The sequence below is a fragment of the Acidaminococcus intestini DSM 21505 genome, from assembly GCF_000425045.1.
GTDB lineage: Bacteria > Bacillota > Negativicutes > Acidaminococcales > Acidaminococcaceae > Acidaminococcus > Acidaminococcus intestini.
On record NZ_AULA01000002.1, the window covers coordinates 159,925 to 181,040 of the forward strand.

The window sequence follows — 21,116 nt, forward strand, 5'->3', positions numbered from 1 at the left end:
GACAGATCACTCTATTCCATGGGAGACCTTCCTTTATTTTGATAAGCAGTATCTGGACAACATAATCTTAACAATAAGGAGCTTCCCGTTATTTTGCCTGGATGATGTATCCCCTACCGAGAAAGATGTTACGCTTAGCCCATAGGTTCACGGTTTGCCTTCATTTTTCTTCGAATCGTTCCTTTTCAAGGTTCTTTTCCTGTGTTATAACAGAAAACAATGACAGACCCCAGACTTACGGGGCCATCCCAAAACACAACAAAAAGGAGACGATTTCATGCACCTGCGGGCAGCTGTCATCAACGATCTTTCCGGCCTGGGTCGCTGCTCCCTTACGGCGGACATTGCCGTTCTTGCCGCCATGGGTATAGAAGCCTGTCCCCTGCCCACAGCCGTACTTACAGCCCAAACGGGCTATGAAGGATATCATTCGGTTTCCTTGGCATCCCACATGGAAGCCTATCGGCGCCACTGGAACGCGCTCGGGATCACTTTTGCCGGGATTCTCTCAGGCTATCTTGCGTCCCCTGAAGCAGCCTATCAGACAGCTGAATTTGTTGACACGTTTCACCATCCAGGCGTGACCTATCTCTGCGACCCAGTCCTAGGGGATCAGGGACGCGTCTATAAGGGTTTTACGGACGCTTCCATCGAAGCCATGCGGAGCCTTGCGGAAAAGGCCGATTTCCTCACGCCGAATCTTACAGAGTTCTGCCTTCTTACAGGTACAGAAATGGATGCCATCATGAACCGAGAAAAAGAAGATAAAGATGCCCTTTTTGCCATTCTTACTCAAAAAGCTGCCGCCTTTTCCCAGACAGATCTTGTCATTACAGGCATTCCCCTAAAGGGTGAAAAAAGCGGAAAGGAAATCTGCAACCTTATCATTTCCAAAGGCAGCAGGCACCCCGTGATATTCCCTCATCTAGGCGGCTCCTATTCAGGAACGGGCGATCTTTTCGCGGCCGTACTCCTTGCGGCACGCCTGCACAAAGAGGGTCTCGTCCCCAGCGTCAATAAAGCAGGCCAGTTCATTGCAAAAGGCATTACTGCTGCACAAAAAGAGCATACCCCCGGTAACGCCGGCATTGATTACGAGCCTTTTCTCCCTCTCTTACGTTCCTCAAAGGAGGATGGTCATGATTCAGCCCATGCGTGAAACGCGGCTCCGGCTCCTTACCCTGACTGGAATCATTGCCGCCCTTATTTGTCTTTTTACGGCCTATATCTGCCACATCCCTGTTGGTCCAAATGGCGGCTATCTCCATTTTGGCGATACGTTCATCTATGTGGCCGCGTCCCTCCTGCCTCAGCCCTATGCTCTTCTTGCCGGCGCCATTGGCGGCGGCCTGGCGGACCTATTGACGGCTCCTATGTGGGCACCGGCAACGATCATCATCAAAATGCTCATTACCCTGCCCTTTACGTCAAAGGCCCCAACGCTTCTTTGCCGCCGCAACAAGATTGCCCCTTTTCTTTCCTGGATCATTTCCACCATAGGCTATTATCTGGCAGAAGGGCTCATTTTTGGCAGCAAAACCGCACTTTTGACCTCCATCATAGGGAGCGCCCTTCAATCTGGCGGCAGCCTCCTATTTTATGGGTTCATAGCCAGCCTTCTTGATAAAAGCGGCGTCAAGACAGCCCTATTTCTTCCTTTGGAAAGGAGTGCGACCCATCATGGCTCAAATTCTCTACACGTATAAGGACGGTGTCTACGCCAACCTCACAAACAAGTGCAACTGCCGCTGTACCTTTTGTATCCGCTTCCAGCATGACGGCATTGGTGATGCGCCCACCTTGTGGCACAAAGTAAACCCTACCTGGAACCAGGTCAAAAAAGCCATTGACGCCTTTGATTTCACCGGTTTTCAGGAACTTGTTTTCTGCGGCTACGGAGAGCCGACCTGTGCCCTTCCCCTCTTGGAACAAACGGCTCGTTATGTACGCCGCCTCCATCCAAGGCTCAACCTTCGTCTCAATACGAACGGTCTTGGCAGCCTAGAAAACGGCCGCGACATCGTACCAGAACTGGCAGGGCTGCTTGATTCCGTTTCCATCAGCCTCAACGCGCCGGACGAAAAGGAATATAACCGTGTAACAAAGCCCACCCTCACCGGTGCTTATAAGGCCATGCTGGACTTTGCCAAAGCCTGCAAAAAGAGCATTCCCGATACGCGCATGACCGTTGTTGATGTCCTTTCGCCCGAGGATATTGAAAAAAGCCGCAAGGTCGCAGCCTCCTGCGGCATCAAGCTCCGCGTCCGCAAATTTAGCTGACGGGCCCCGGCATACTGGATCGTTCTTCTGACGAAAACAAAAAAGTTCCCTTTGAGCCTCATCAGCCCAAAGGGAACTTTTTTTAATCAAATTTACGGTCGTAAAGGTCGCTCTTTGTGAGGAATTCTTCAACCGTTTCAAAACCGAGCTGTTTTAAGAGTTCAATCACATAGGGGTTCTCGGCCGGCGTTTTGTACGTTGATTCATCGCTGTAGGCCATAACATTCAGTTTTCCCTGTTCCTTGGGAACAAGGGCCTTCGGTCCGCCGACGCAGCCGCCGCGGCAGCCCATACCTTCAAAGAAGTTGCCTTCTCGGTTCCCTTTCAGGATTGAATCGATCATGGCCTTACAGTCAGGCACACTGTCGGCGCGGCGCACTTTGACTTCAATCTTGCGGTTTGGATCAAGGCGTTTTACCGTTGCGGCAACAGCCTCTGCCACACCGCCAGCATAGGCATACCGAATGCCCGCTCTAGACGCGTGTGGTACATTATCTTCTTCCAAGTGCTCAAGGTCAATATCAGTCGTCGTAAATAGGTCCCGCAATTCCTCGTAAGTGAGGACATAGTCGATGGCCCCCTTAAGGTCCGGCTCCTTAATTTCGGCTTTTTTAGCCATGCAGGGCCCAATAAAGACCGTCTTGGCATTGGGGTGCAGCACTTTGACTGTACGGCCGCCAGCAATCATAGGAGAAACGGAGCCCGGTACATTGGGCATCAGTTCATGATAAAGACGGCGGATCATGGCAATCCACATAGGGCAGCAGCAGCTCGTCAGCTGGAAGTCCCCTTCTTTATTGACGTTCTTGTTAAATTCCAGTGCTTCCTTGAGCGTCAGGATATCGGCAAAGACAGCCACTTCGAGCATCCCCGAAAAGCCCAACATCTTTAAGGCCGTGCGCAGGCGGCCAGCCGTGACCTTGGAACCAAACTGACCGGAAAAAGCCGGCGCTACAAGAGCGTAAATCGGTGTTTCCGCTTTCTTGAGTTCTTCCACAACGGGAATGATATCTTTCTTGGTCTTTAAGGCATCCAGTTTGCATGCGTCGACGCAGGCCTGACAGCCTACGCATTTATCATTATCAATGGAAATCCCGTCCTTGCCTGGATGCAGGGCATCCCAGTGGCAGACCTGGGCGCAGCTGCCTTGTTCCTCTTCAGAGCAAGTGCAGTCCTTGGCGCGCCAAACAAGACTCGTTTCTTCCGGATGGGCCAGGCATTCGATCATCTTGGGATCGGCATCCTTGATGTCCGTAACGTCCTTTCCTTCCACAGCACGAGCGAGCATTTTTTTGTACAGTTCATCCAGTGTAAGCATATTGACTCCCCTCTAAAATACGGCATGCTGCCATTTTTGCGGAGCAGTGAGCGGTGCATTCACATTCACACTCCACAGCCTCACGTTGCTTTGTATTACATTATATACAATTTAGACAATCTTTGTCGACCATCCTTCAATATTCCAGACCTCGTCAATCCAGTCTTCATAAAAATCCGGTTCGTGGGAAACAAGGATCAAGGTTCCCTTATAGTCCTTGAGGGCACGCTTTAGTTCTTCCTTGGCCTCCACATCAAGGTGATTTGTCGGTTCGTCAAGGACGAGCAGATTGGCCGGCTGCTGCATGATCTTGCAGAGCCGCACCTTGGCCGCTTCACCGCCCGAAAGGGCCGTCATCTTGGTCGTAATATGATCATTGGTGAGGCCGCAGGCGGCAAGGGCGGCACGGACTTCGGCATTGGCCATGCCCGGGTATTCCTGCCACAGTTCCTCAAGGGCCGTGTTCTGGTTGCCCTTTGCGCTTTCCTGCTCAAAATAGCCGACGGAAACAAATTCCCCTCGTTCCACGGTTCCTGCAATGGGCGGAATCATGCCAAGCAAGGTCTTTAACAGGGTCGATTTCCCAAGGCCGTTCGTCCCACGGATGGCAATCTTTTCGCCCCGCTCGATCTTGAGGTCCACCTGTTTTGTCAGGGGATCGTGATACCCTAGGACAAGGTTTGTGCCTACAAGGACAAAACGAGAAGGCGCCCGGTCTTCCTTGAACTGGAAATGGGGTTTGGGTTTTTCGGCACGTTTTGTAAGGACTTCCATCTTGGCCAGTTTCTTCATTCGGCTATTGGCCATCCCCCGCGTCGCGACACGGGCCTTATTACGAGCAATGAAGTCCTGTTCTTTTTTGATTTCTGCCTGCTGCCGTTCATAAGCGGCATCCAACTGGCGCCGTTTGATGGCCACCATTTCCTCAAATTTTTCATAGTTTGCCGTATAACGTGTGAGACCCAGGTTATCGACATGCCAAATGACGTTCGTTACGGCGTTAAGAAATGGCGCATCATGGGAAATGACAATAAAGGCATTCTCATAGTTTTGCAGGTAGCGCGTAAGCCACTCAATATGTTCCGCATCCAGATAATTGGTCGGTTCGTCAAGAAGCAGGATGTCAGGATGTTGAAGGAGGAGCTTTGTAAGAAGCACCTTCGTGCGCTGACCGCCCGAAAGCTCATCGACCTTATGATCAAGGCCAATATCGCGCAGTCCAAGGCCCGCCGCGACTTCCTCGATTTTTGTATCAAGGTTGTAGTAATCAGCCGCCTCCAACCGTTCCTGGATTTCGGCCGTATCCGCCATGAGGCGCTCCAGCTCGTCCGGTGAAGCCGATGCCATCTTATCGTAAGCGGCAAGCATTTCCTTTTCCTCATCGACAAGATCCTGAAAGGCCGTGCGCAGCGTTTCGCGGATGGTCTTTCCCGCCTCAAGGGCCGCGTGCTGGTCCATGTATCCAACCTTCGTACGCCGCGCCCAGGTGATCTTGCCATCATCAGGGGACAGTTTTCCCGTAATGATTGACATAAACGTCGACTTGCCCTCACCGTTGGCACCGACAAGGGCCACGTGCTCCCCCTTTTCAAGGCGGAAGGAAACATCCTCAAAAATCTCCCGACCGCCATAGCTGTGGGACAGATGGGCAACATCAAGTATACTCATGAGTCTCTCCTTTTTGGTCTCGTAGCAAAGTAGTCCCGCCTATTTTACCAAAAAAGGCGACAATTGAAAAGAGTCGTTGCCGACGCATCTTGTTCACGCGGATATAGCGATTCGTGTATGCTGTGAATTCAGGGCAAAATCGGCCTGATTTGATGGGGAAGCGGGGGCTCCTCGCAATTGGATCCATCTGAACCGACTTTACAAAAAACAATCGGAGAAAAAGACCGGAACGCACGGCGCCAAACCGCCCCTCCTCATCCAACTACCCACCAAGCCAGCTTGGTCAGGCGGAACGGCTTTCGCCGTCTCCAAGGGGAAAACACTAAGGCAAAGGGCCGCAAGAAAAAAACGGCAAGTTAAGCCCAAAACCGACGTAGACGTAGGTTCGGTTTTGGGCCCTTCGCTTTTATTGTAAGACGGGGGCTTTTGAAATGTAGAAATCACGATAGCAGCTGGAATGATCTATGTTCAGTCTTTTGCCTTAGTACTCGATGCGCAGCATCGATCCGCCTTGGGTAAGGCGGGGAATTGAAACCGGAAAATATCCACTGAAGTGCCAGCAAAGAGCCGAAAAACATGGTTCAGGGTAAATGGATTCGGCCCCCTTCAAAGAAGGGACGGTTTGGAGCCAGCGTTGTGTTTTATCCCCTCGCCTTTTCCAATCTTTTTCGGATTGCCTCCAATCGGTCTTCCCCCACACCCAGGACCTTTTGGAAGGGCTCATCAATGGGGATGACGGCAAGGTTGTCGGGATGGAGCTCCTTTACGACGCGTTCCAAAAAAGCCACGCTTTTTTCATCGTCATTATAGCCTTTTACGATGGTCACTTCAAAGATGAAGCGGCCGTGATACTGCGCCCGGAAGGCTTTCATATTGGCAGTATATTGCTCCAAGGTATAACCGGAAAGGGGCCGCTGACTTTTTTGGAAACCGGCATCCGCAGCATTCTTGAGTTCGCCGATAACGGCCTCACAACGATTGGCAAGAGCCTGGTACTCGGGCCGATGCAAGAGGTAGCCATTTGAAAGAAGCCGCACGGCAGCTCCTTTTTGATGAATGAAGTCAATGATACGGGGCAAGGCCTGATGAAGCAAGCTCTCCCCATGACCATTCAGGAAGACTTCCTCGATCCGCTCTTCCTCCATGCGGCGCCCCAAATCATCAAGCGCTTTTGTTACGTCCCCCAAATCCTGGATTTCATCCGTCTGATGCCGATCTTCTTTCCGGTCAATGGGACAATAAATGCAATTAAAGCTGCAGTACGTTTCAGGCAGGATATTGACTTCAAGGATCCGCTTGCCCTCTTCTTCATAAGGGGCTTTATAAATGAATTCGTCCATCAGGAATTCCTCCTTACCTAACAAAAAATAGACATGCATCGAATCAGCGTAATTGATGCGTCAAATAAAATGAGGAAAAGGGTACGCCCCCTATCCCTTCAAGGCCTACTGGAACAGGGCGGCGTACCCGGCGGTACAATATTGTGCTTGACGCCCTTACTATACCCAGCATTTTCCATCGTGTCAATGACAAACCGCGCCATTACCCGTTTCCCGTGCTATAATAGGGGCGAAATCATTTACAAGGGAGACGATATGCATGCTTGACAAGAAAACTGCAAAACTCATCAATGAACAGGTAACCCTGGAATTTTACTCCGCCTACCTCTACCTTGACTTTGCCAATTTCTACACGGATCAGGGTCTTGATGGCTTTGCCCACTGGTTTGAAATCCAGGCCCAGGAAGAGCGCGATCATGCCATGCTCATGAGAACGTACCTGCAAAACAACAATGTCCATGTCGAATTTGGCACCATCAATAAACCGGAAGGAAAATATAAGGATCTCATGAGTCCGCTCACAGCCGCTCTTGAGCACGAACAATTTATCACAAAATCCATCAATAAGATTTATGGGGCCGCCCATGAAGAAGATGATTACCGGACCATGCAGTTCTTCAACTGGTTCGTCAAAGAACAAGGAGAAGAAGAAAAGAACGTCGATGACATCATTAAAAAGATGAAACTCTTCGGCAGCGACCCCAAGAGCCTCTACGCCCTGAACCAGGATCTTTTGGCCCGTGTCTACGCCGCTCCAACGTTGGTCCTCTAAAAAAAAGAAAAACTGGCCTGTCTAGGAGAAAAATCCTGGATGGGTCAGTTTTTTTGGAGAAGCCCTTACTTGTCCTCCCCTTTTTCCCGCTTGATATAGCGGTACACTGTCGGTTCGGACAAATGAAGCTGACGGGCAATCTCGACGACAGCGCCCTTCATCTGGTGGATACCGGCGTTCATGAGATTGCGGATGACCGTTCCTTTTTCCTCCCGCGTCATCCGTTCCGGCGGCACCCCTACGGCCCTCATTTCACTTGCTACCATGCGGGGCAGGATATCCCCGACGGGCGTATCCATGGATTCATCCGTATCATCGAGGGCTCCCTCAAGATTATAGGCCTTCTTCAATTTTTGCAGGACAAGGTCAAGCTCTGTCATAGCGTCCATATTGCGGTTGATGCACAAAAGCCCAATGACCTTTCCTTCATGCTTGATAAAAAACGTGGACGAAACAAAATTCTTGTTCTTGCTGCGTCCGTTATAGTTTGCCAAATAGTCCCGCTTCACATAGGCCTTTTCCTCCATGATCTTGATGGCAAGGTCCGTAAAAGGACTGCCTACCTTGCGGCCAGTGTGAAATCCGTTTGCAATGGCAATCACGGAGTGTTTGGGCTGGGAAATATCGTGGAGCAGGATTTCACAGCTTTCGCCCAAGAGTTCTGCCAAAAAGGGCACCAATGCCTTATATGGTTCAAGAAGCGGATTATATTTCATGATTCCATCTCCCTAGAGGTTGAAAGTACCGAACTGCATTGGAAATGGAATGACTAGCACTTTCCTTGGTTTTCTATACGTATTATTGTATCTTCCATGATGTCATAAGTCAATTCGTGATTCTTTGCCTCAAAAGAAAAATATTTTTTGTCTTTTTGCGAAAAGGATGACAAAAGAGGTCCTTTGGCACAAACGCCTAAAAGGACCTCCTTACGTCTTACCTTCCCTTCTGTGAGGGGAGGCGTCATGTTAGGCTTCGCCCTCAGTTTCAAAAGAGACTTCTTTTAAAGGAACCAGCTTATTGCCGGCAATCTTATTGACCAGGATGGCAATGGCACCGTCACCCGTTACGTTGCAGGCGGTTCCAAAGCTATCCTGTGCCAGGTATAGGGCAATCATGAGGGCCTGCTGATCAGCCGTAAAGCCCATCATGCTCTGCAGGATGCCCAGAGCAGCCATGACAGCACCGCCAGGAACGCCCGGGGCGGCAACCATGGTGACACCCAGCATGAGGATGAACCCAAACATGTTGCTGAATTCAATGGGTCTGCCGTTAAGCAGCATAACGGCCATGGTGCAGCTCGTCAATGTAATGGTGCTGCCCGACAGATGGATCGTGGCGCAAAGGGGAATCACGAAATCCGCAATCCCCGCGGCGACCCCGTTCTTTTTCGTAGAGGCCAAGGTAACAGGAATCGTAGCGGCTGAGGACTGGGTCCCAATTGCCGTCATGTAAGCTGGAAGCATGCCTTTGAGCAGTTTGATGGGATTGCCGCCTGCTGCCGAACCAGCAAGGGTGTACTGAACCACAAGGATGACAATGTGCAGGCAGATGATGACAAGGAAAACTTTGGCAAAGACGCTCATAATGGCGGCCACCTGCCCAGCGTGGGTCATATTCGCAAAGATCCCGCAGATGTGAAGCGGCAAAAGCGGAATGATGATGCTGGCAATGAGTTTTTCAATGATGCGCTGGAATTCGTGGGATCCCTTTCGCAGCAAGTCATCCTGGCAGACGGCAATGCCAATACCAAGGATGAACGCAATGAGAAGGGCACTCATGACTCCCATCAAAGGCGGCATATCAATGGTAAAAAACGGATGGAGCAGCCCCTTTTCGGGGTTAGCCAGATCGCGGGCCATATCAGGGGAAATGATATGGGAAAGAAGGGCATGATTCGTGAAAAAGGCCAGGCAGCCAGCAATAACGGTGGAGCAATAGGCAATGAGGGTGGTCACGCCAAGGAGCTTACCGGCTGACTTACCCAAATCGGCAATCCCGGGGATAATGAAACCAACGATGATCAGGGGAATCGTAAAGCCTAAAAAATTACCAAAGATAGAGTTGAATGTTGCCAAAATTCTGACTATACTAGGTAAATTAAGATTTCCGATCACAATACCTAAAATAATTCCGAGAATCAGGCGTGGCAGTAAGCCGAGTTTCTTCATGTGAGATGCCTCCCTTGTGTTGTTGGACGTTGTCCGCTTTTTACTCTCGTATAAGAATAGTACCATATCGCCTAAAGAAGCGCAAGCTTATTTCTCTTTTCGAAAAGAATTATTGCATAATGAAAAGAAAATTCGTGATATTTTATAAATATTGGCAACATGGCCAATTCAAAAGAGCAAAAAAATAAAAGGCGAAAGAAAAAAGGGAAAAACTTTTCCCTAATTAAGAGAAAGACAGTAGGAGATGGGAAGGCCAATCTTTATAGCAAAACAGGGAACAGGACTGCATGATGGATTGAAAGGCGTTCCTATCAGCAGCCCTTTCCCTTTCTGGTACGGGATTCCTGATCTCTTTTTTTCATGGGCCTTCAGGACATAAGGCGCCTTTCCTAGGACGGCGAAGGACCCCATCACAATATCCTCGCCCCTTTTCTTTCATTTTCATCTCTCTTATAATAGATACGGAAAGAAGGTGCCTTCATGAAGTCCATGACTTTACTTTGTATACTCACGGTTGTGGGAATTTCCCTCACAGCGACCCCCGTACAGGCAAAAAAGCCGGCCGCTGAGGTTCAGCAGGCCACAAAACATCAGCAGCAACCGCCCCTTTTGATGGACCGCGCGCAGATCCATGCCCTAAATACCGCCATATCCCAAAAGATGGGCGGCCCCATCACAGACGAAACCGCTCCCATGACGGCAGAAAAGCTTAAAAGCGAGCTCAGCCGCTATCAGATGAAGCGCGCCTTATACCATGATGGACGTCTCATGACGGAGAAAGAAAAGAAGGAACTTATCAGCTGTGCCTACGGACGCATTCCTTCTGTCATCCCCTTACGCTACGGGGTCACTGTGAAACGCACGGATCTTAAGAGTTTCCCGACGGGGATGCGTGCCTATTCGGCGCCTACGGACCGTGACTTTGACGTTTTCCAGGAAACAGCTGTCGATCCAGCCGTACCGGTCCTGATTTATCACGAGGATGCGACAGGGCGGTTTCTTTTTGTCCGCGCCTATTTTTACCGCGGCTGGGTGCCAAAAGAAAGCGTAGCCGAAACAGACCGCGCCACATGGCTGACGTATGCCGCGCCCAAGGAAAAAGCCGTCGTCACAAATAGGGTCCTTACATTGGGAAAGGGAAAAGACACAGCCCTTTACCAAATGGGAAGCTCCCTTCCCCTTGAAAAGGGCCATCTTCTCCTTCCCATGCGAGATCAGGCAGGCCGCCTTGTCATCCAAAAAGAAAAAGCGCGTTTTGATGACTCCCTGCACAAGGGGCCCCTCCCCTACACGGAAGAAAACCTGCTTATTCTTGCCCGGCGTCATCTCGGTGCGCCCTATGGCTGGGGCGGCAGAAAAGAAAGCGTCGATTGCTCGGCCCTCACGCAGGACGTCTATCGGTCCATGGGAATCGAGCTGCCGCGAAACAGCGGAGAACAGGCCCGCACGACACCGGGCGTTTCCTTTCAAGGGCTATCGCGAAAAGCGCGCCTATCGCTGTTAAAGACATTGCCTGTTGGAAGTCTCCTCTATATGCCCGGACATATCATGATCTACAGCGGAGAAAAAAACGGAATCCCCATGGTGATCCATGCCTTAGGATCCAAGGGTGTCAGGGAAAAGGGCGCCGTTCGGAAAGTACCTGTCATGAAAGTCGTCGAAACACCGGTGGAAATCCTGGGAAGCAGCGGCGTGACGCTGCTCATGAGGGTTACGAAGGGGATAGTGATAAGGTAGAAGGCTGTCAAGCTGTCACGAGCCTACGGCTCTCGCCGTCTTGCGGCCAAGGCCGCGGCTGTCAAGCAAAAGCTGGGAAAGATGCTCTGATGCTAAAAGACCGAAGGGGAAAAGACCTCACGGCGGCGCCAAACCGTGTCCTTCACCTTACTGCCGAAACAAGCAGCCAGCGAGGACTGGCAGCCCGCACGGTCTTTTGCCTCTGAGCTCGATGTCTCCGAAATCGAGCCGCCTTTGCCAAGGCGGAACGGCTTTCGCCGTCTCTAAGGCGAAAACACGAAGGCAAAAGACCCGACGCAATCGGTACGATGCAGCCTGCATCGTACCTAAGAAATAAAATAACTCAAGACAAAGAGCCCAGCAATGCAGCCTGCATTGCTGGGCTCTTTCTTTTCACTATGCCGTAGTTCCTGCGGCGAGGAATAAAAAAGGACAGTGCCGAAGCACTGTCCTTTTATCCGCTCTAAAGGGATTAGAACGTAACAACGAGCTGAGACCAGAGGGTCCGAGCATGCTGATCGGATTCTTTACCTTTGAGGTCGTAGTATTCGACGGTAGCAACCATATTCTTAGCGAGGGTGACGTTGCCGCCAACGTTGTAACCCTTGAAGCCTTCACCGTCAAATTTGTCCCAAGCACCATTCATGGTGTGGTCAATGACAGTCGGGGCTCCCTGATCATAGTATTTAGCATAAAGGCCCCAAGAACCAGGATCAGAAGCCTTTGCGCCCGCCCAGCCCATGGATACAACGTATCCATCGTCATCGGCATCTTTGTATTTACCATAATCTTTCAGGGTGTCGTCGTCGCCTTTGAGGTACATAGCGCCAAGGTTGAACTTACCCACATTGTATTTAGCGCTGACATCCCAAATCTTGTCAGTACCATTGATAATGCCAACGTTGCCGTTTACATCATCGGCATGGACATATTCAGCACCGAGGTCGAAGTTGCCCCAGGTTCCATAAAGGCCGGTAGCCCAGAATTCGTCGGCAACAGAGTCATCGTCCGTGTAATTAGGGTATTGCTTCGAAACCTCTTTCTGCCAGCTATAAGTGCTCTTGTTAGCCATTTTACCGTATTCAGCGGTGAAGCGAGCAACACCGAAAGGAACAGTAGCCTTCACGCTGTCTACACGGTCATCATAGATGTTGCCGTCGCCCCAGAAGCCTTCCTGACGGCCAGCGGAGAGGTTCACAACACCGATGTTACCAGTAAGATATGCTCTCTGGAAGTCCGTGTCATCATCACCGGATTCATTCTGGCCCTGGAAGTACTGGTTATTTTCGAGCATGGCTACATAATGCCAGTTGTCGTTCACTTCGCCCGTGAAGAACAGACGGGTACGGAGTCTGGACTGGGATTTATCTTCGGCCCCGTCAAACTTACCGCCGTTATTTTGCTTGTAGCTCAGACGAACGTTCCCAGTAATCTTGACGTTGTCAGCGTTCTTTTCGAGTTTCGCTACGCGAACACCGAGGTTATCGAGTTCGTCAGCAAATTCGCCAACCAGTCTGTCATCAGCACCGATAGCGCCTTTAGCAAGGGCTTTGGCCACAATCTGGGCCATTTCATAACGGGTCATGGTGCGGTCACCTTTATAGGTGCCATCAGGATAACCATCAACAATCCCAGCTGCAGCCAGTTTAGCAACGGCTGCATAAGCCCAGTGGCCAGCAGGAACGTCGGAGAAGGGGTTCGCAGCAAAAGCGGTAGCGCTTACGCCGAGAGCCATGGCCATAGCAAAAACCAAACTCTTTTTCATTTTGTTCATCCTCCTTAAGGATCTTGGTGTTTCCCCAAGGAGTTTCCATCTTGCCAATTTCTTTATCGTGCGAGTGACCTTGTTTCCTCTACGAACCGAAACCGTCTCAATTTCCACTCCCTCAGGAACAAATGGGCAGGCCTTTTGCCTACACGCTGAGTATAGCACCTAGGGGATTGAACTTTCAAACGTGTCACATTTATTTCAAACTTTTCATGGAAATTTTTACCCCTCAATCATGATGAGAATTAGGTTTTATGCTTCATTTCTTTATATTAAAGCTAAGCGATTTTTTGACTCACAAGTCAGTATATATCATCACGATGATTAGGTACACGGTTTACTTATTTTTCTACATAATAAAGAGGACAGTGCTTTGCACTGTCCTCTTTTGAGTTCCTTTAAGAAGGAATTAGAAGCTGATAGCCAGTTCGGACCAGAGGGTACGAGCATGCTTATCGTCGTTGCCTTCTTTGTTCTTCAGGTCATAGTATTCAACGCTGGCAACCATGTTCTTAGCGAGCGTAACGTTGCCGCCGACCATATAGCCCTTGAAGCCTTTGTTGCCAAATGCATCATAAGCACCGTTCATGGTGTGAGCAATGGTGGTTACAGCGGACTGATCATAGTATTTGCCATAGAGGCCCCAGCTGCCAGCTTCGCTCTTCTTCGCACCGGCCCAACCCATGCTGACAACGAAACCATCGTCATCATAGTTTTTGGCGGCGCCAGTCAGGAGGTCATCATCACCCTGGAGGTACATCGCACCGAGGGAGAATTTGCCACTGTTATAAGTAGCAGCTGCCGTCCAGATCTTGTTGTCGCCTTTAAGGCCCATAGCATTTTCATCATTGACATGGAGATAGTTTGCAGCAAGGTCGAAGTTACCAACGGTGCCGCCCAGTTCAGCCATCCAATAGTCATCTGCTTTGGAGGATTTAGACAGATCTACAACTTCTCCCTCGTATTCATGTTTCTTCTGCCAACCATAGGTGCTTTCATTAGCCATCTTGCCATATTCAGCTCTGAGGTAAGCAGCACCGAAAGGAACAACGGCTTTGATGCCATCGACACGGGTATCATAGATGTTACCATCAGCGATAAAGTCATTGTAACGACCAGCCGTGATGTCGACTACACCGATGTTACCAGTAAGATATGCTCTCTGGAAGTCCGTATCATCATTACCGGATTCATTCTGGCCACGGAAGTCCTGGATGTTACGGAGCATAGCCACATAATGCCAGTTGTCGTTTACTTCGCCCGTAAAGAAGATATCCGTACGGAGGTAAGATCTATCTTTAGCTTCGCCATCAAAAGCGCCGCCGCTGTAAGCTTCGTTACGGAGTTTTACAGCGCCCGTAATCTTGACGTTGTCAGCGTTCTTTTCGAGACGAGCCACGCGAACACCGAGGTTATCCAGTTCGTCAGCAAATTCGCCAACCAGTTTGTCATCAGCACCAATGGCGCCTTTAGCAAGGGCTTTGGCCACGATCTGAGCCATTTCATAACGGGTCATGGTGCGGTCGCCTTTGTAGGTACCATCGGGATAGCCATCAACGATACCAGCAGCAGCCAGTTTAGCGACAGCTGCATAGGCCCAGTGGCCAGCAGGAACATCAGAGAAGGGGTTAGCAGCAAAAGCGGTAGCGGTTACGCCGAGGGCCATTGCCATTGCAAAAACCAAGCTCTTTTTCATGTGTGTTTCCTCCTTAGGAAATAGACTTGCCTTTCCTAGGAAAACGATCCACCTCTTGATGGGGGTCCTATACGTGCGAGTGACCTTGTTTCCTCTACGCTGGATCCATATCGCCAGGTTTTCTTTTTTCCTTGGTCCGGCTGAATTGATTGCAGACGAGTTTCTGCTCCTATGGGGTACCATAGATTAAAGGTATTGTAAATCTTTATTTTGGCAATTTTGTGATTTTGTATCATTTTTACTCAATTGATTCATCTACTATTGACAAAATCAGCGATTTTCCGCATATCTATGAACTATGGTTCTATGCGCCTTACGTCCATTTTTATTGAGGATTATCAGAAAAATTATTCATCTGATTTTTCTTTAATAATTATATATTTTCTATCAGAATTTTGAATATCATAATCGCGATTTTATCACTTTTTATCCATTGACATCGCGATTTCTTTTATATTATTTTACATGGTTATTTTCCTTCAGTTCACTCTATGATCTTTTTACTTATTATGTCCTAACTTTTACACTTTTATCTTCCTATTACCGCATTTATTTGTCTTTTATCCATATACAATCACGATATCTGTCCATTCTCCTCATTTCAATCGGTAGTATACTGCCGATAGCCTGTTATCCCCTACTTCCATACCTTTTAGGTATGAAAGTAGGGGATAACTTATTCATGACCAAAAGGTCCTCCCCCAGCAGGCTTTTTTAGGACGTTGGCGCCCCTGCCCCGTTCGTCACGGCGCCCTTTTCCTAAAGCCGTCCCAGGTTCCCTCCCTGATTTAGTGTTTTACGCCCTTTTCTTTTCTCCTCACATCATAAGAAAAACAAAAATGGGACCATGAAGAAATGGTTCTATCATTTCTTCATGGTCCCATTAGGATTCCTATGGTCTTTATTCTTCAGCAAGATCGAGATCGACGTCCTCGTCTTCATCATATTCAGCGTCTTCGTCGTTATGAGAATTGGCTTTCTTGTCGGCGTCTTTCACGTCGGCGTCTTTCTTTTCGTCAGCGGCGAGGGTCTTTTCCGTTTCGGCGTCTGCTTTATCATCGCCCTCTTTTTCTACAGCTTTCTTATCATCAGCCTTGTCCGTCTTCTTTTCACTTACGGCCGGCTTATCCACTGTATCAAGCTTATCCTCCCGTTCTTCTTCACTGGCAGGAACTGCCTGGACGCCTGCAGTCGATGCGCCTTGGAGCACGATTCCTTGAACGGTCGTATCTTCAAGGACCTGGACATAGGTGTTGCTGCCGGCCGGAATGGTCACTTGGGCTCCTTTGACAAAGGCGCCGCCAACAAGCCCCACCGGTCCAAAAAGAACCATGCCGCCAATGGAAGCACCGGCTGCACCAGCAACGGTCTTGGCCTGCTGTTTCGCTAGCTCCCCAACTGTCACAGGAATCTTTTCCCCGTTTACGGCAGTCACAGAGGAAAAGTCGATGTCAATGCGGGCATCGCGGCCAAAGATGCGGGGCTGTACCACTTTTTTGATTGTTGCATTGCCTCGGGCGCCTTTTGGCAGGACGAGGGCTTCCCCAACGTACACATTGTCATCGGCAATAAAATCGACTTTATCACCGGCCTGGGCCGTTTTACTGTTGATGTCTTCCATGAATTTGATTTTGATAAGGGAATCCTTCGGAAGCGTCACGGTTTGACGGGAAAGACTGCCTGAGGGGAAGGCGCTCTTTGTAAGGCGGGACAGGCGGGACAGAATTGTATCCTGCGTGTACTGGGTCCCAAACAGGTCCGTTTCAAGGTTCCCGATTCGGGTCTTCACGCCTTCATCACTCATACGGTCAGCAAACTGCCACTCAATGGCGTTCATCTGGGCAGCAATGGAAAGCTGCGTGCCGCTTGGCGTACCTTCAAGGCGATTATAGACGCGGTCCACACGGCTCATGACACTGCCGCTTGAAGTTTGCCCATAAAGGTCCTTTTCCATCTTATCCACACGGCTAACAAGCGACCCACTCTGTTCGGTCCCATAAAGGAACTGTTCAGATACACCCAGTTTATCGGACACAGTGCCAGAAGCAAGGGATTCAGCCGCAAAAGCCGGTGTAAGACAAGTGAGGCTTACGAGGGCGGCCATCATCATACTTAGGATTTGTTTTTTCAAGAGATACACCTCCGTCAGATTTTTCACACTGAAATTCTCCCCTCATTGTAGCATAAATGAAAAGCTTGCGGTAGTAAAACTAAATTTTTCACAGTTTGCTGACAACCGGTTAACGAGCCTGCCACGGCGCAAGGGCGGCTTTTATACTTTCTGCCATCTGATCCATGAGTTCATAGCGGCGGCGGTGGTTGGCCCGTTTGGAAGGCTTCAGTTCCGACAAATCACGGCGATGCTCCTCCAAGGGGATTTCATAAAAGCGCGGGTCCCGTGTGGGCGTGCCCCCACATTCCGCCCAGAAGTCGCCAAAATTGGTTTTGAGCTTGCGGTCCATACGGACATGATTCATGGCATAATACCCTGCATTGGTCACGGCATAGATGGTTTCTGCCCCCATGAGGCCGGCTGCCGTGCGAAGACCATAAAAGATCAGGTTCTTGGTGCGGTAGCCAAAAAATTTTTTGGTCATGGCCTTGACAGCCTCGTTTCCTAAGGTCGTTCCCTGAAGGGCCCCCACAAAAAGAGCGGGTTTTCCCGTTTCAGGAGATAGACCAAACCAGAACATCATCTGGTAAAAGTCAAGAGATCCCCAATGGAGGACCAAAGACAGGCAGCCTTCCTTGCGCTGACCCGGATGGAACAACAAGTCCATCGTAAGGGGCTTTTCCTCAAAGGTATCGGCCCAAAGGGTGATCTTGTCATGGGCCTCGTAGATCTTTAAAAGAAAGTCATCCGTCAGGTGCGTTTCCAGATGGATGATGTGCTGCTTGATAAGGGCAATGCGGTCAGCAAAGGAAGCTCCTTTATAAAAAAATGCCCGTGTAGCCTGTTCCATGAGGCAGGGCATACCGGCCCGGATCCTTGCCCGTATCGGTGTTTCATGAAAAAAAAGCTGGAGTCCTTCCATTTCCCTTTGATGAAAATAGGTGCGCAGCAAAAAGATCCAGTAACGTTTGCGTTCCTTGAGATGTGAGCAGTTATAACAGGCGTGACCGGTTTCCCGGATCTCGTTCCAATCCATTTCTTCCATCCTTTCTTCGATGAGGCGTCCGCTTAAGAAAAAGGGCTGCAACAAGGTGAATTGTTACAGCCCCTTTCAGCATGTTATTTGTTGTTCTTGATGGCCTTGTTCAGTTCCCGTTTGCATAGGTACTGGAAGCGATTATGGGGATAATCGAACTTCGGATGGATGGCACCGGATTCACGTTCATCGCGGAAGCGGTAATGGTCTTCCTTGTAGCTGCCATTCAGCATGTTGATGGTGGCAAACTTTCCTTCAAAACGAAGTTTCGTCACCGGTTCACGGCGGAAATTATCTTCTTCCACGTCGAACTTGTCAACACTCATGGCCACAACGCAGTCGGCACCGCTGGCTTTAGCGATGGCTTCCAGGCCTTCTTTGGTAAAAAGGTTGTCCTGCTGGGCAAGGGCCGCTTTTCTTACGGTATCGGAATCAACAAGGTCGTATTCCGGATACTGGAAGAGTTCCGAAACTTCCGTACTGTAGGCAATGGGTTTGAGACCTGCGTCGTCTTCCACATTTTCACCGATGATGAGCGGCACGACGGCAAGCTTCATCGCAGCGTCGGCGCGGCTCATGCCGGGAAGGACGAGAAAAGCAGCGAAAAGCGCGGCAGCAGCCATTTTAAGGAATTTATTCATTTGTAGGGCCTCCTATTTACTTTCAAGATGATAGAGCGATTGTACCATAAAATTAGGAAATTGACCATAGAGTCAATAAATTAGGCTTCTTTGCAGTAGGCAGCAGCGACCCAACCAGTCTCGCCGTTTTCCCTTCTGACGCGCAGCCAGTTCATGCCGCCGCCATCGGCAGCGTCGAGGATGGTGACCGTCTCCCCTTGTTCAAAGTAGCCCAGGACGTCGCCGTTAAGGCTGGCGTCGCCGCGCATGCGGACTTCCGTGCCGGTAATGACGCCCTTGCGTCCATTTTGGACGGCACCGCTGGGAACGTTGTATTCATCAGCAACGACACAGTAATCGGCAGCTATCCAGCCGGTAGCTCCATTGGCACGGGTCACTTCATACCACTTCATGCCGCTTGCCACATCGCTTTTAAGGACGCTCAGGGCTTCCCCGTCATCAAAGACACCAATGATATCTTGATCAAGACCCGGTCCTCGTCTCATGCGGACTTCCGTTCCCTGGACATGGCCCGGGTTCCCCTGTACGGCAGGCTGCGCTGGCGCTTGCTTAGTAGGCTGTGCCGGAGCGGGGGGTTCCACGTCCGCAGACGGGGAAGTTTCTTGGGGTTCAGCCGGTGTTTCCGCAGCCGGTTGCTTTGGGGCCGGTGTTTCCGCAGCCGCAGCTTCATCCGTCTTGGAAGACGCCGCTTCAGGAGCGGGCGTTTCCTTCTTGGGTGCGGGAGCAGAAACCGTATCAGGCGGGATTTCCGACGCGGACAAGTTGACTTCTACTTCGCCCTCGCTCTTATCGAGAATGGAACCAGCGTGGTAAAGACCGATGATGCTTCCATCGTCATCGACATAATACGTATCAGGAAGGGCCTTTGCTTTTGCCGGATCAACGTCATACAGGTACTGAAGGCCGCTTTGGGTCCGATTTTCCAGATCGGTCCCGCTGTAATAATAGCTCAGGGGCCTCAGCTCGCCGGTCTTGCGGTCAAAAGTCATGCCCTGCGTTTCTTCAACGCCCATTTCCGGCGTCATGACGAGGGTCAGGCTGATGACGTTGTCGTTAGCCCGATGAACGTCATAATGGACCTTACCTCCGCCAAGGGTCGATGCTTCACTTACAAAAGAGGCCACTTTGCTCGAAAGGGCCGAATTGATCTTATCCGTTGCCGCCTTGGTTCCGCCTGTCACTACCGGGCATTCCACGGTCACGGATTGCTCCGTCCGCGTTACGGTCCGAACAGGCGCACTAACAGCGCTGACAGCTGCCCATGCGGGGACACTTGTTCCCAGGAAGGCGCAGCTCATGAGGATGGCCATTGTCTTTTTTAACATTGTGCGCAGTCTCCTTCTTCTTCCTTAATACCCCTATTTTACTGTATCTGTGAAGCAGGGTCAAGAATGGGACGCTTCCAGCGGTTCTTCTGCTTCAAAAAGGCACCGCTCCTCAAGGGTAACCGCGCTGCGCAGACTTTCCGTAAGAAAATGCGTCACGTCCCCCCGATCGGTGCGCTTACAGGTAAGGATAATGGTTGCTTGGGCATCATACTGAACATCTTTGACAGAAAAAAGCGCTTTGCCATAAAGATGGTTCAAGACCCGCCCCACATCATCAATGGGCCAGGTAAAGGCATAGTCCCCCATGGGAACCATGCGGGAAAGCCCTGCTGCCTTGATGGCTTCTGAAACAGCCTTGGCATAGGTACGGGTAAGGCCGCCGGCACCCAATTTGATTCCACCGAAATAACGGGTCACCACAGCAACGACGTTATAGAGCTCTTTTTGGCGCAGTACTTCAAGCATGGGCGCGCCTGCCGTACCCGCCGGCTCCCCATCGTCACTGGAGCGCTCCGCCCGGGGCTTGATGCCGACGATATAGGCCGTGCAATTATGATTGGCATCCCAATATTCTTTTTTGAGGGCCTTGATCTTGGCCTGTGCCTCTATTTCAGTAGAAACGCGGTATAAACTTGTCAGGAACCGGGATTTTTGGACCACAAGTTCCGTCTGGACATTGCGTGTGATGACGTACAAGGATGAAGGCTCCCTTCTGATAGATAGGGATATTATAGCATTTTTAGGGGCCGGCGCCAAACCGCCCTACGGGAGGGCGCCGAATTGATTTTTTGGTCACACGGGCCTGCAGCCGAATCGCGTTGGCCGCGTCTTGCGATGAGCGGGGCCCATCGAAAAATGTTCCTCGCTACCGCTCGTAGGGAGACGTCGGGCTCCCCTTTTATTTTTACTCGGAGCAAAAATCGCTCCGATTCTCTGCACGAGGTGCCTTCATTGCCTTTTCAAGATTTATGAGGTGGCAATGAAGGCATGGCGCATCGTAAAATGTTGCGATACACAATTTCATGTTAAAGACGCCCGAAAAAATGCCTTCGTCGGGCGAGCCACTTCTTGGAATTTTTTCGGATGATGTAGGAAACCTTTTTCGCCTACAGTCCATATCGGTCCATCTGCGTTGTCAAACGCGGCAGGCTTCCTAGAAGTACCCAAATCTTGTACGACGTCGTCAGCCTGCTTCGCGTTATTCCTAGCATCTGGGCCAATCTGGAGCCATATTCGAAAAAGGTAAATGGA

The 21,116-nt window shown here is 50.3% G+C and carries 17 protein-coding genes; 5 read left to right on the forward strand and 12 right to left on the reverse strand.

Annotated features, from left to right (window positions below):
* Positions 1–277 precede the first annotated feature (277 nt).
* The 3 genes from H503_RS0101855 to H503_RS0101865 are packed head-to-tail and all read left to right on the forward strand — an operon-like array spanning position 278 to position 2,280.
* Positions 278–1,159: a bifunctional hydroxymethylpyrimidine kinase/phosphomethylpyrimidine kinase gene (locus H503_RS0101855; protein WP_026385402.1), complete on the forward strand. Its 882-nt coding sequence runs from the start codon at positions 278–280 to the stop codon at positions 1,157–1,159.
* The gene (locus H503_RS0101860) at positions 1,140–1,706 is read left to right on the forward strand and encodes a TIGR04002 family protein (RefSeq protein ID WP_026385403.1); all 567 of its coding nucleotides are present in this window, start codon (positions 1,140–1,142) and stop codon (positions 1,704–1,706) included. Before H503_RS0101855 ends, H503_RS0101860 begins: the two co-directional genes overlap by 20 nt.
* The gene (locus H503_RS0101865) at positions 1,681–2,280 is read left to right on the forward strand and encodes a TIGR04100 family radical SAM protein (protein ID WP_009015960.1); all 600 of its coding nucleotides are present in this window, start codon (positions 1,681–1,683) and stop codon (positions 2,278–2,280) included. The genes H503_RS0101860 and H503_RS0101865 overlap by 26 nt, the downstream gene beginning before the upstream one ends.
* An 82-nt stretch (positions 2,281–2,362) precedes the next feature.
* Here H503_RS0101865 and H503_RS0101870 read toward each other — a convergent pair whose 3' ends face one another.
* The 3 genes from H503_RS0101870 to H503_RS0101880 all read right to left on the reverse strand — a co-directional run bounded on the left by H503_RS0101870 (position 2,363) and on the right by H503_RS0101880 (position 6,606).
* Positions 2,363–3,598 carry a [Fe-Fe] hydrogenase large subunit C-terminal domain-containing protein gene (locus H503_RS0101870; protein WP_009015959.1) on the reverse strand — a complete coding sequence of 412 codons (1,236 nt, stop codon included), beginning with the start codon at positions 3,596–3,598 and terminating at the stop codon, positions 2,363–2,365.
* Between the two features lie 111 nt (positions 3,599–3,709).
* The gene (locus H503_RS0101875) at positions 3,710–5,266 is read right to left on the reverse strand and encodes an ABC-F family ATP-binding cassette domain-containing protein (protein WP_009015958.1); all 1,557 of its coding nucleotides are present in this window, start codon (positions 5,264–5,266) and stop codon (positions 3,710–3,712) included.
* Positions 5,267–5,907: 641 nt separating this feature from the next.
* Positions 5,908–6,606, reverse strand: coding sequence for a radical SAM protein (locus H503_RS0101880; protein WP_009015957.1), 699 nt, complete (start codon positions 6,604–6,606; stop codon positions 5,908–5,910).
* 259 nt (positions 6,607–6,865) lie between these two features.
* Here H503_RS0101880 and H503_RS0101885 point away from each other — a divergent pair, with 259 nt between their 5' ends.
* A complete protein-coding gene (locus H503_RS0101885; protein WP_009015956.1) occupies positions 6,866–7,378 on the forward strand; it encodes a ferritin in 513 nt (170 codons plus the stop codon).
* Positions 7,379–7,443: 65 nt separating this feature from the next.
* On the opposite strand, the gene H503_RS0101890 is transcribed toward H503_RS0101885, so the two are convergent.
* The gene (locus H503_RS0101890) at positions 7,444–8,094 is read right to left on the reverse strand and encodes a helix-turn-helix transcriptional regulator (protein ID WP_009015955.1); all 651 of its coding nucleotides are present in this window, start codon (positions 8,092–8,094) and stop codon (positions 7,444–7,446) included.
* A 249-nt stretch (positions 8,095–8,343) separates the two neighbouring features.
* A complete protein-coding gene (locus tag H503_RS0101895; protein ID WP_009015954.1) occupies positions 8,344–9,546 on the reverse strand; it encodes a dicarboxylate/amino acid:cation symporter in 1,203 nt (400 codons plus the stop codon).
* A gap of 480 nt (positions 9,547–10,026) precedes the next feature.
* Here H503_RS0101895 and H503_RS0101905 point away from each other — a divergent pair, with 480 nt between their 5' ends.
* On the forward strand, positions 10,027–11,283 hold the full coding sequence (locus tag H503_RS0101905) for a C40 family peptidase (protein ID WP_009015953.1): 1,257 nt from the start codon (positions 10,027–10,029) through the stop codon (positions 11,281–11,283).
* A gap of 472 nt (positions 11,284–11,755) precedes the next feature.
* On the opposite strand, the gene H503_RS0101910 is transcribed toward H503_RS0101905, so the two are convergent.
* The 7 genes from H503_RS0101910 to H503_RS0101940 all read right to left on the reverse strand — a co-directional run bounded on the left by H503_RS0101910 (position 11,756) and on the right by H503_RS0101940 (position 20,561).
* Positions 11,756–13,048, reverse strand: coding sequence for an S-layer homology domain-containing protein (locus H503_RS0101910; protein ID WP_016459659.1), 1,293 nt, complete (start codon positions 13,046–13,048; stop codon positions 11,756–11,758).
* Positions 13,049–13,460: 412 nt separating this feature from the next.
* Positions 13,461–14,747 carry an S-layer homology domain-containing protein gene (locus tag H503_RS0101915; protein ID WP_009015951.1) on the reverse strand — a complete coding sequence of 429 codons (1,287 nt, stop codon included), beginning with the start codon at positions 14,745–14,747 and terminating at the stop codon, positions 13,461–13,463.
* A gap of 901 nt (positions 14,748–15,648) precedes the next feature.
* Entirely contained in the window at positions 15,649–16,887 is a 1,239-nt protein-coding gene (locus H503_RS0101920; protein ID WP_226828616.1) for a hypothetical protein, read from the reverse strand.
* Positions 16,888–16,987: 100 nt separating this feature from the next.
* Complete coding sequence (locus tag H503_RS0101925; RefSeq protein WP_009015949.1) at positions 16,988–17,896, reverse strand: VirK/YbjX family protein; 909 nt, start codon at positions 17,894–17,896, stop codon at positions 16,988–16,990.
* Positions 17,897–17,979: 83 nt separating this feature from the next.
* Positions 17,980–18,537, reverse strand: coding sequence for a hypothetical protein (locus H503_RS0101930; RefSeq protein ID WP_009015948.1), 558 nt, complete (start codon positions 18,535–18,537; stop codon positions 17,980–17,982).
* A gap of 80 nt (positions 18,538–18,617) precedes the next feature.
* Positions 18,618–19,862 (reverse strand): SH3 domain-containing protein, encoded by a 1,245-nt coding sequence (locus H503_RS0101935; protein WP_009015947.1) that lies wholly within the window; start codon positions 19,860–19,862, stop codon positions 18,618–18,620.
* Positions 19,863–19,922: 60 nt separating this feature from the next.
* Positions 19,923–20,561 carry an IMPACT family protein gene (locus H503_RS0101940; protein ID WP_009015946.1) on the reverse strand — a complete coding sequence of 213 codons (639 nt, stop codon included), beginning with the start codon at positions 20,559–20,561 and terminating at the stop codon, positions 19,923–19,925.
* Between the last annotated feature and the right edge of the window lie 555 nt (positions 20,562–21,116).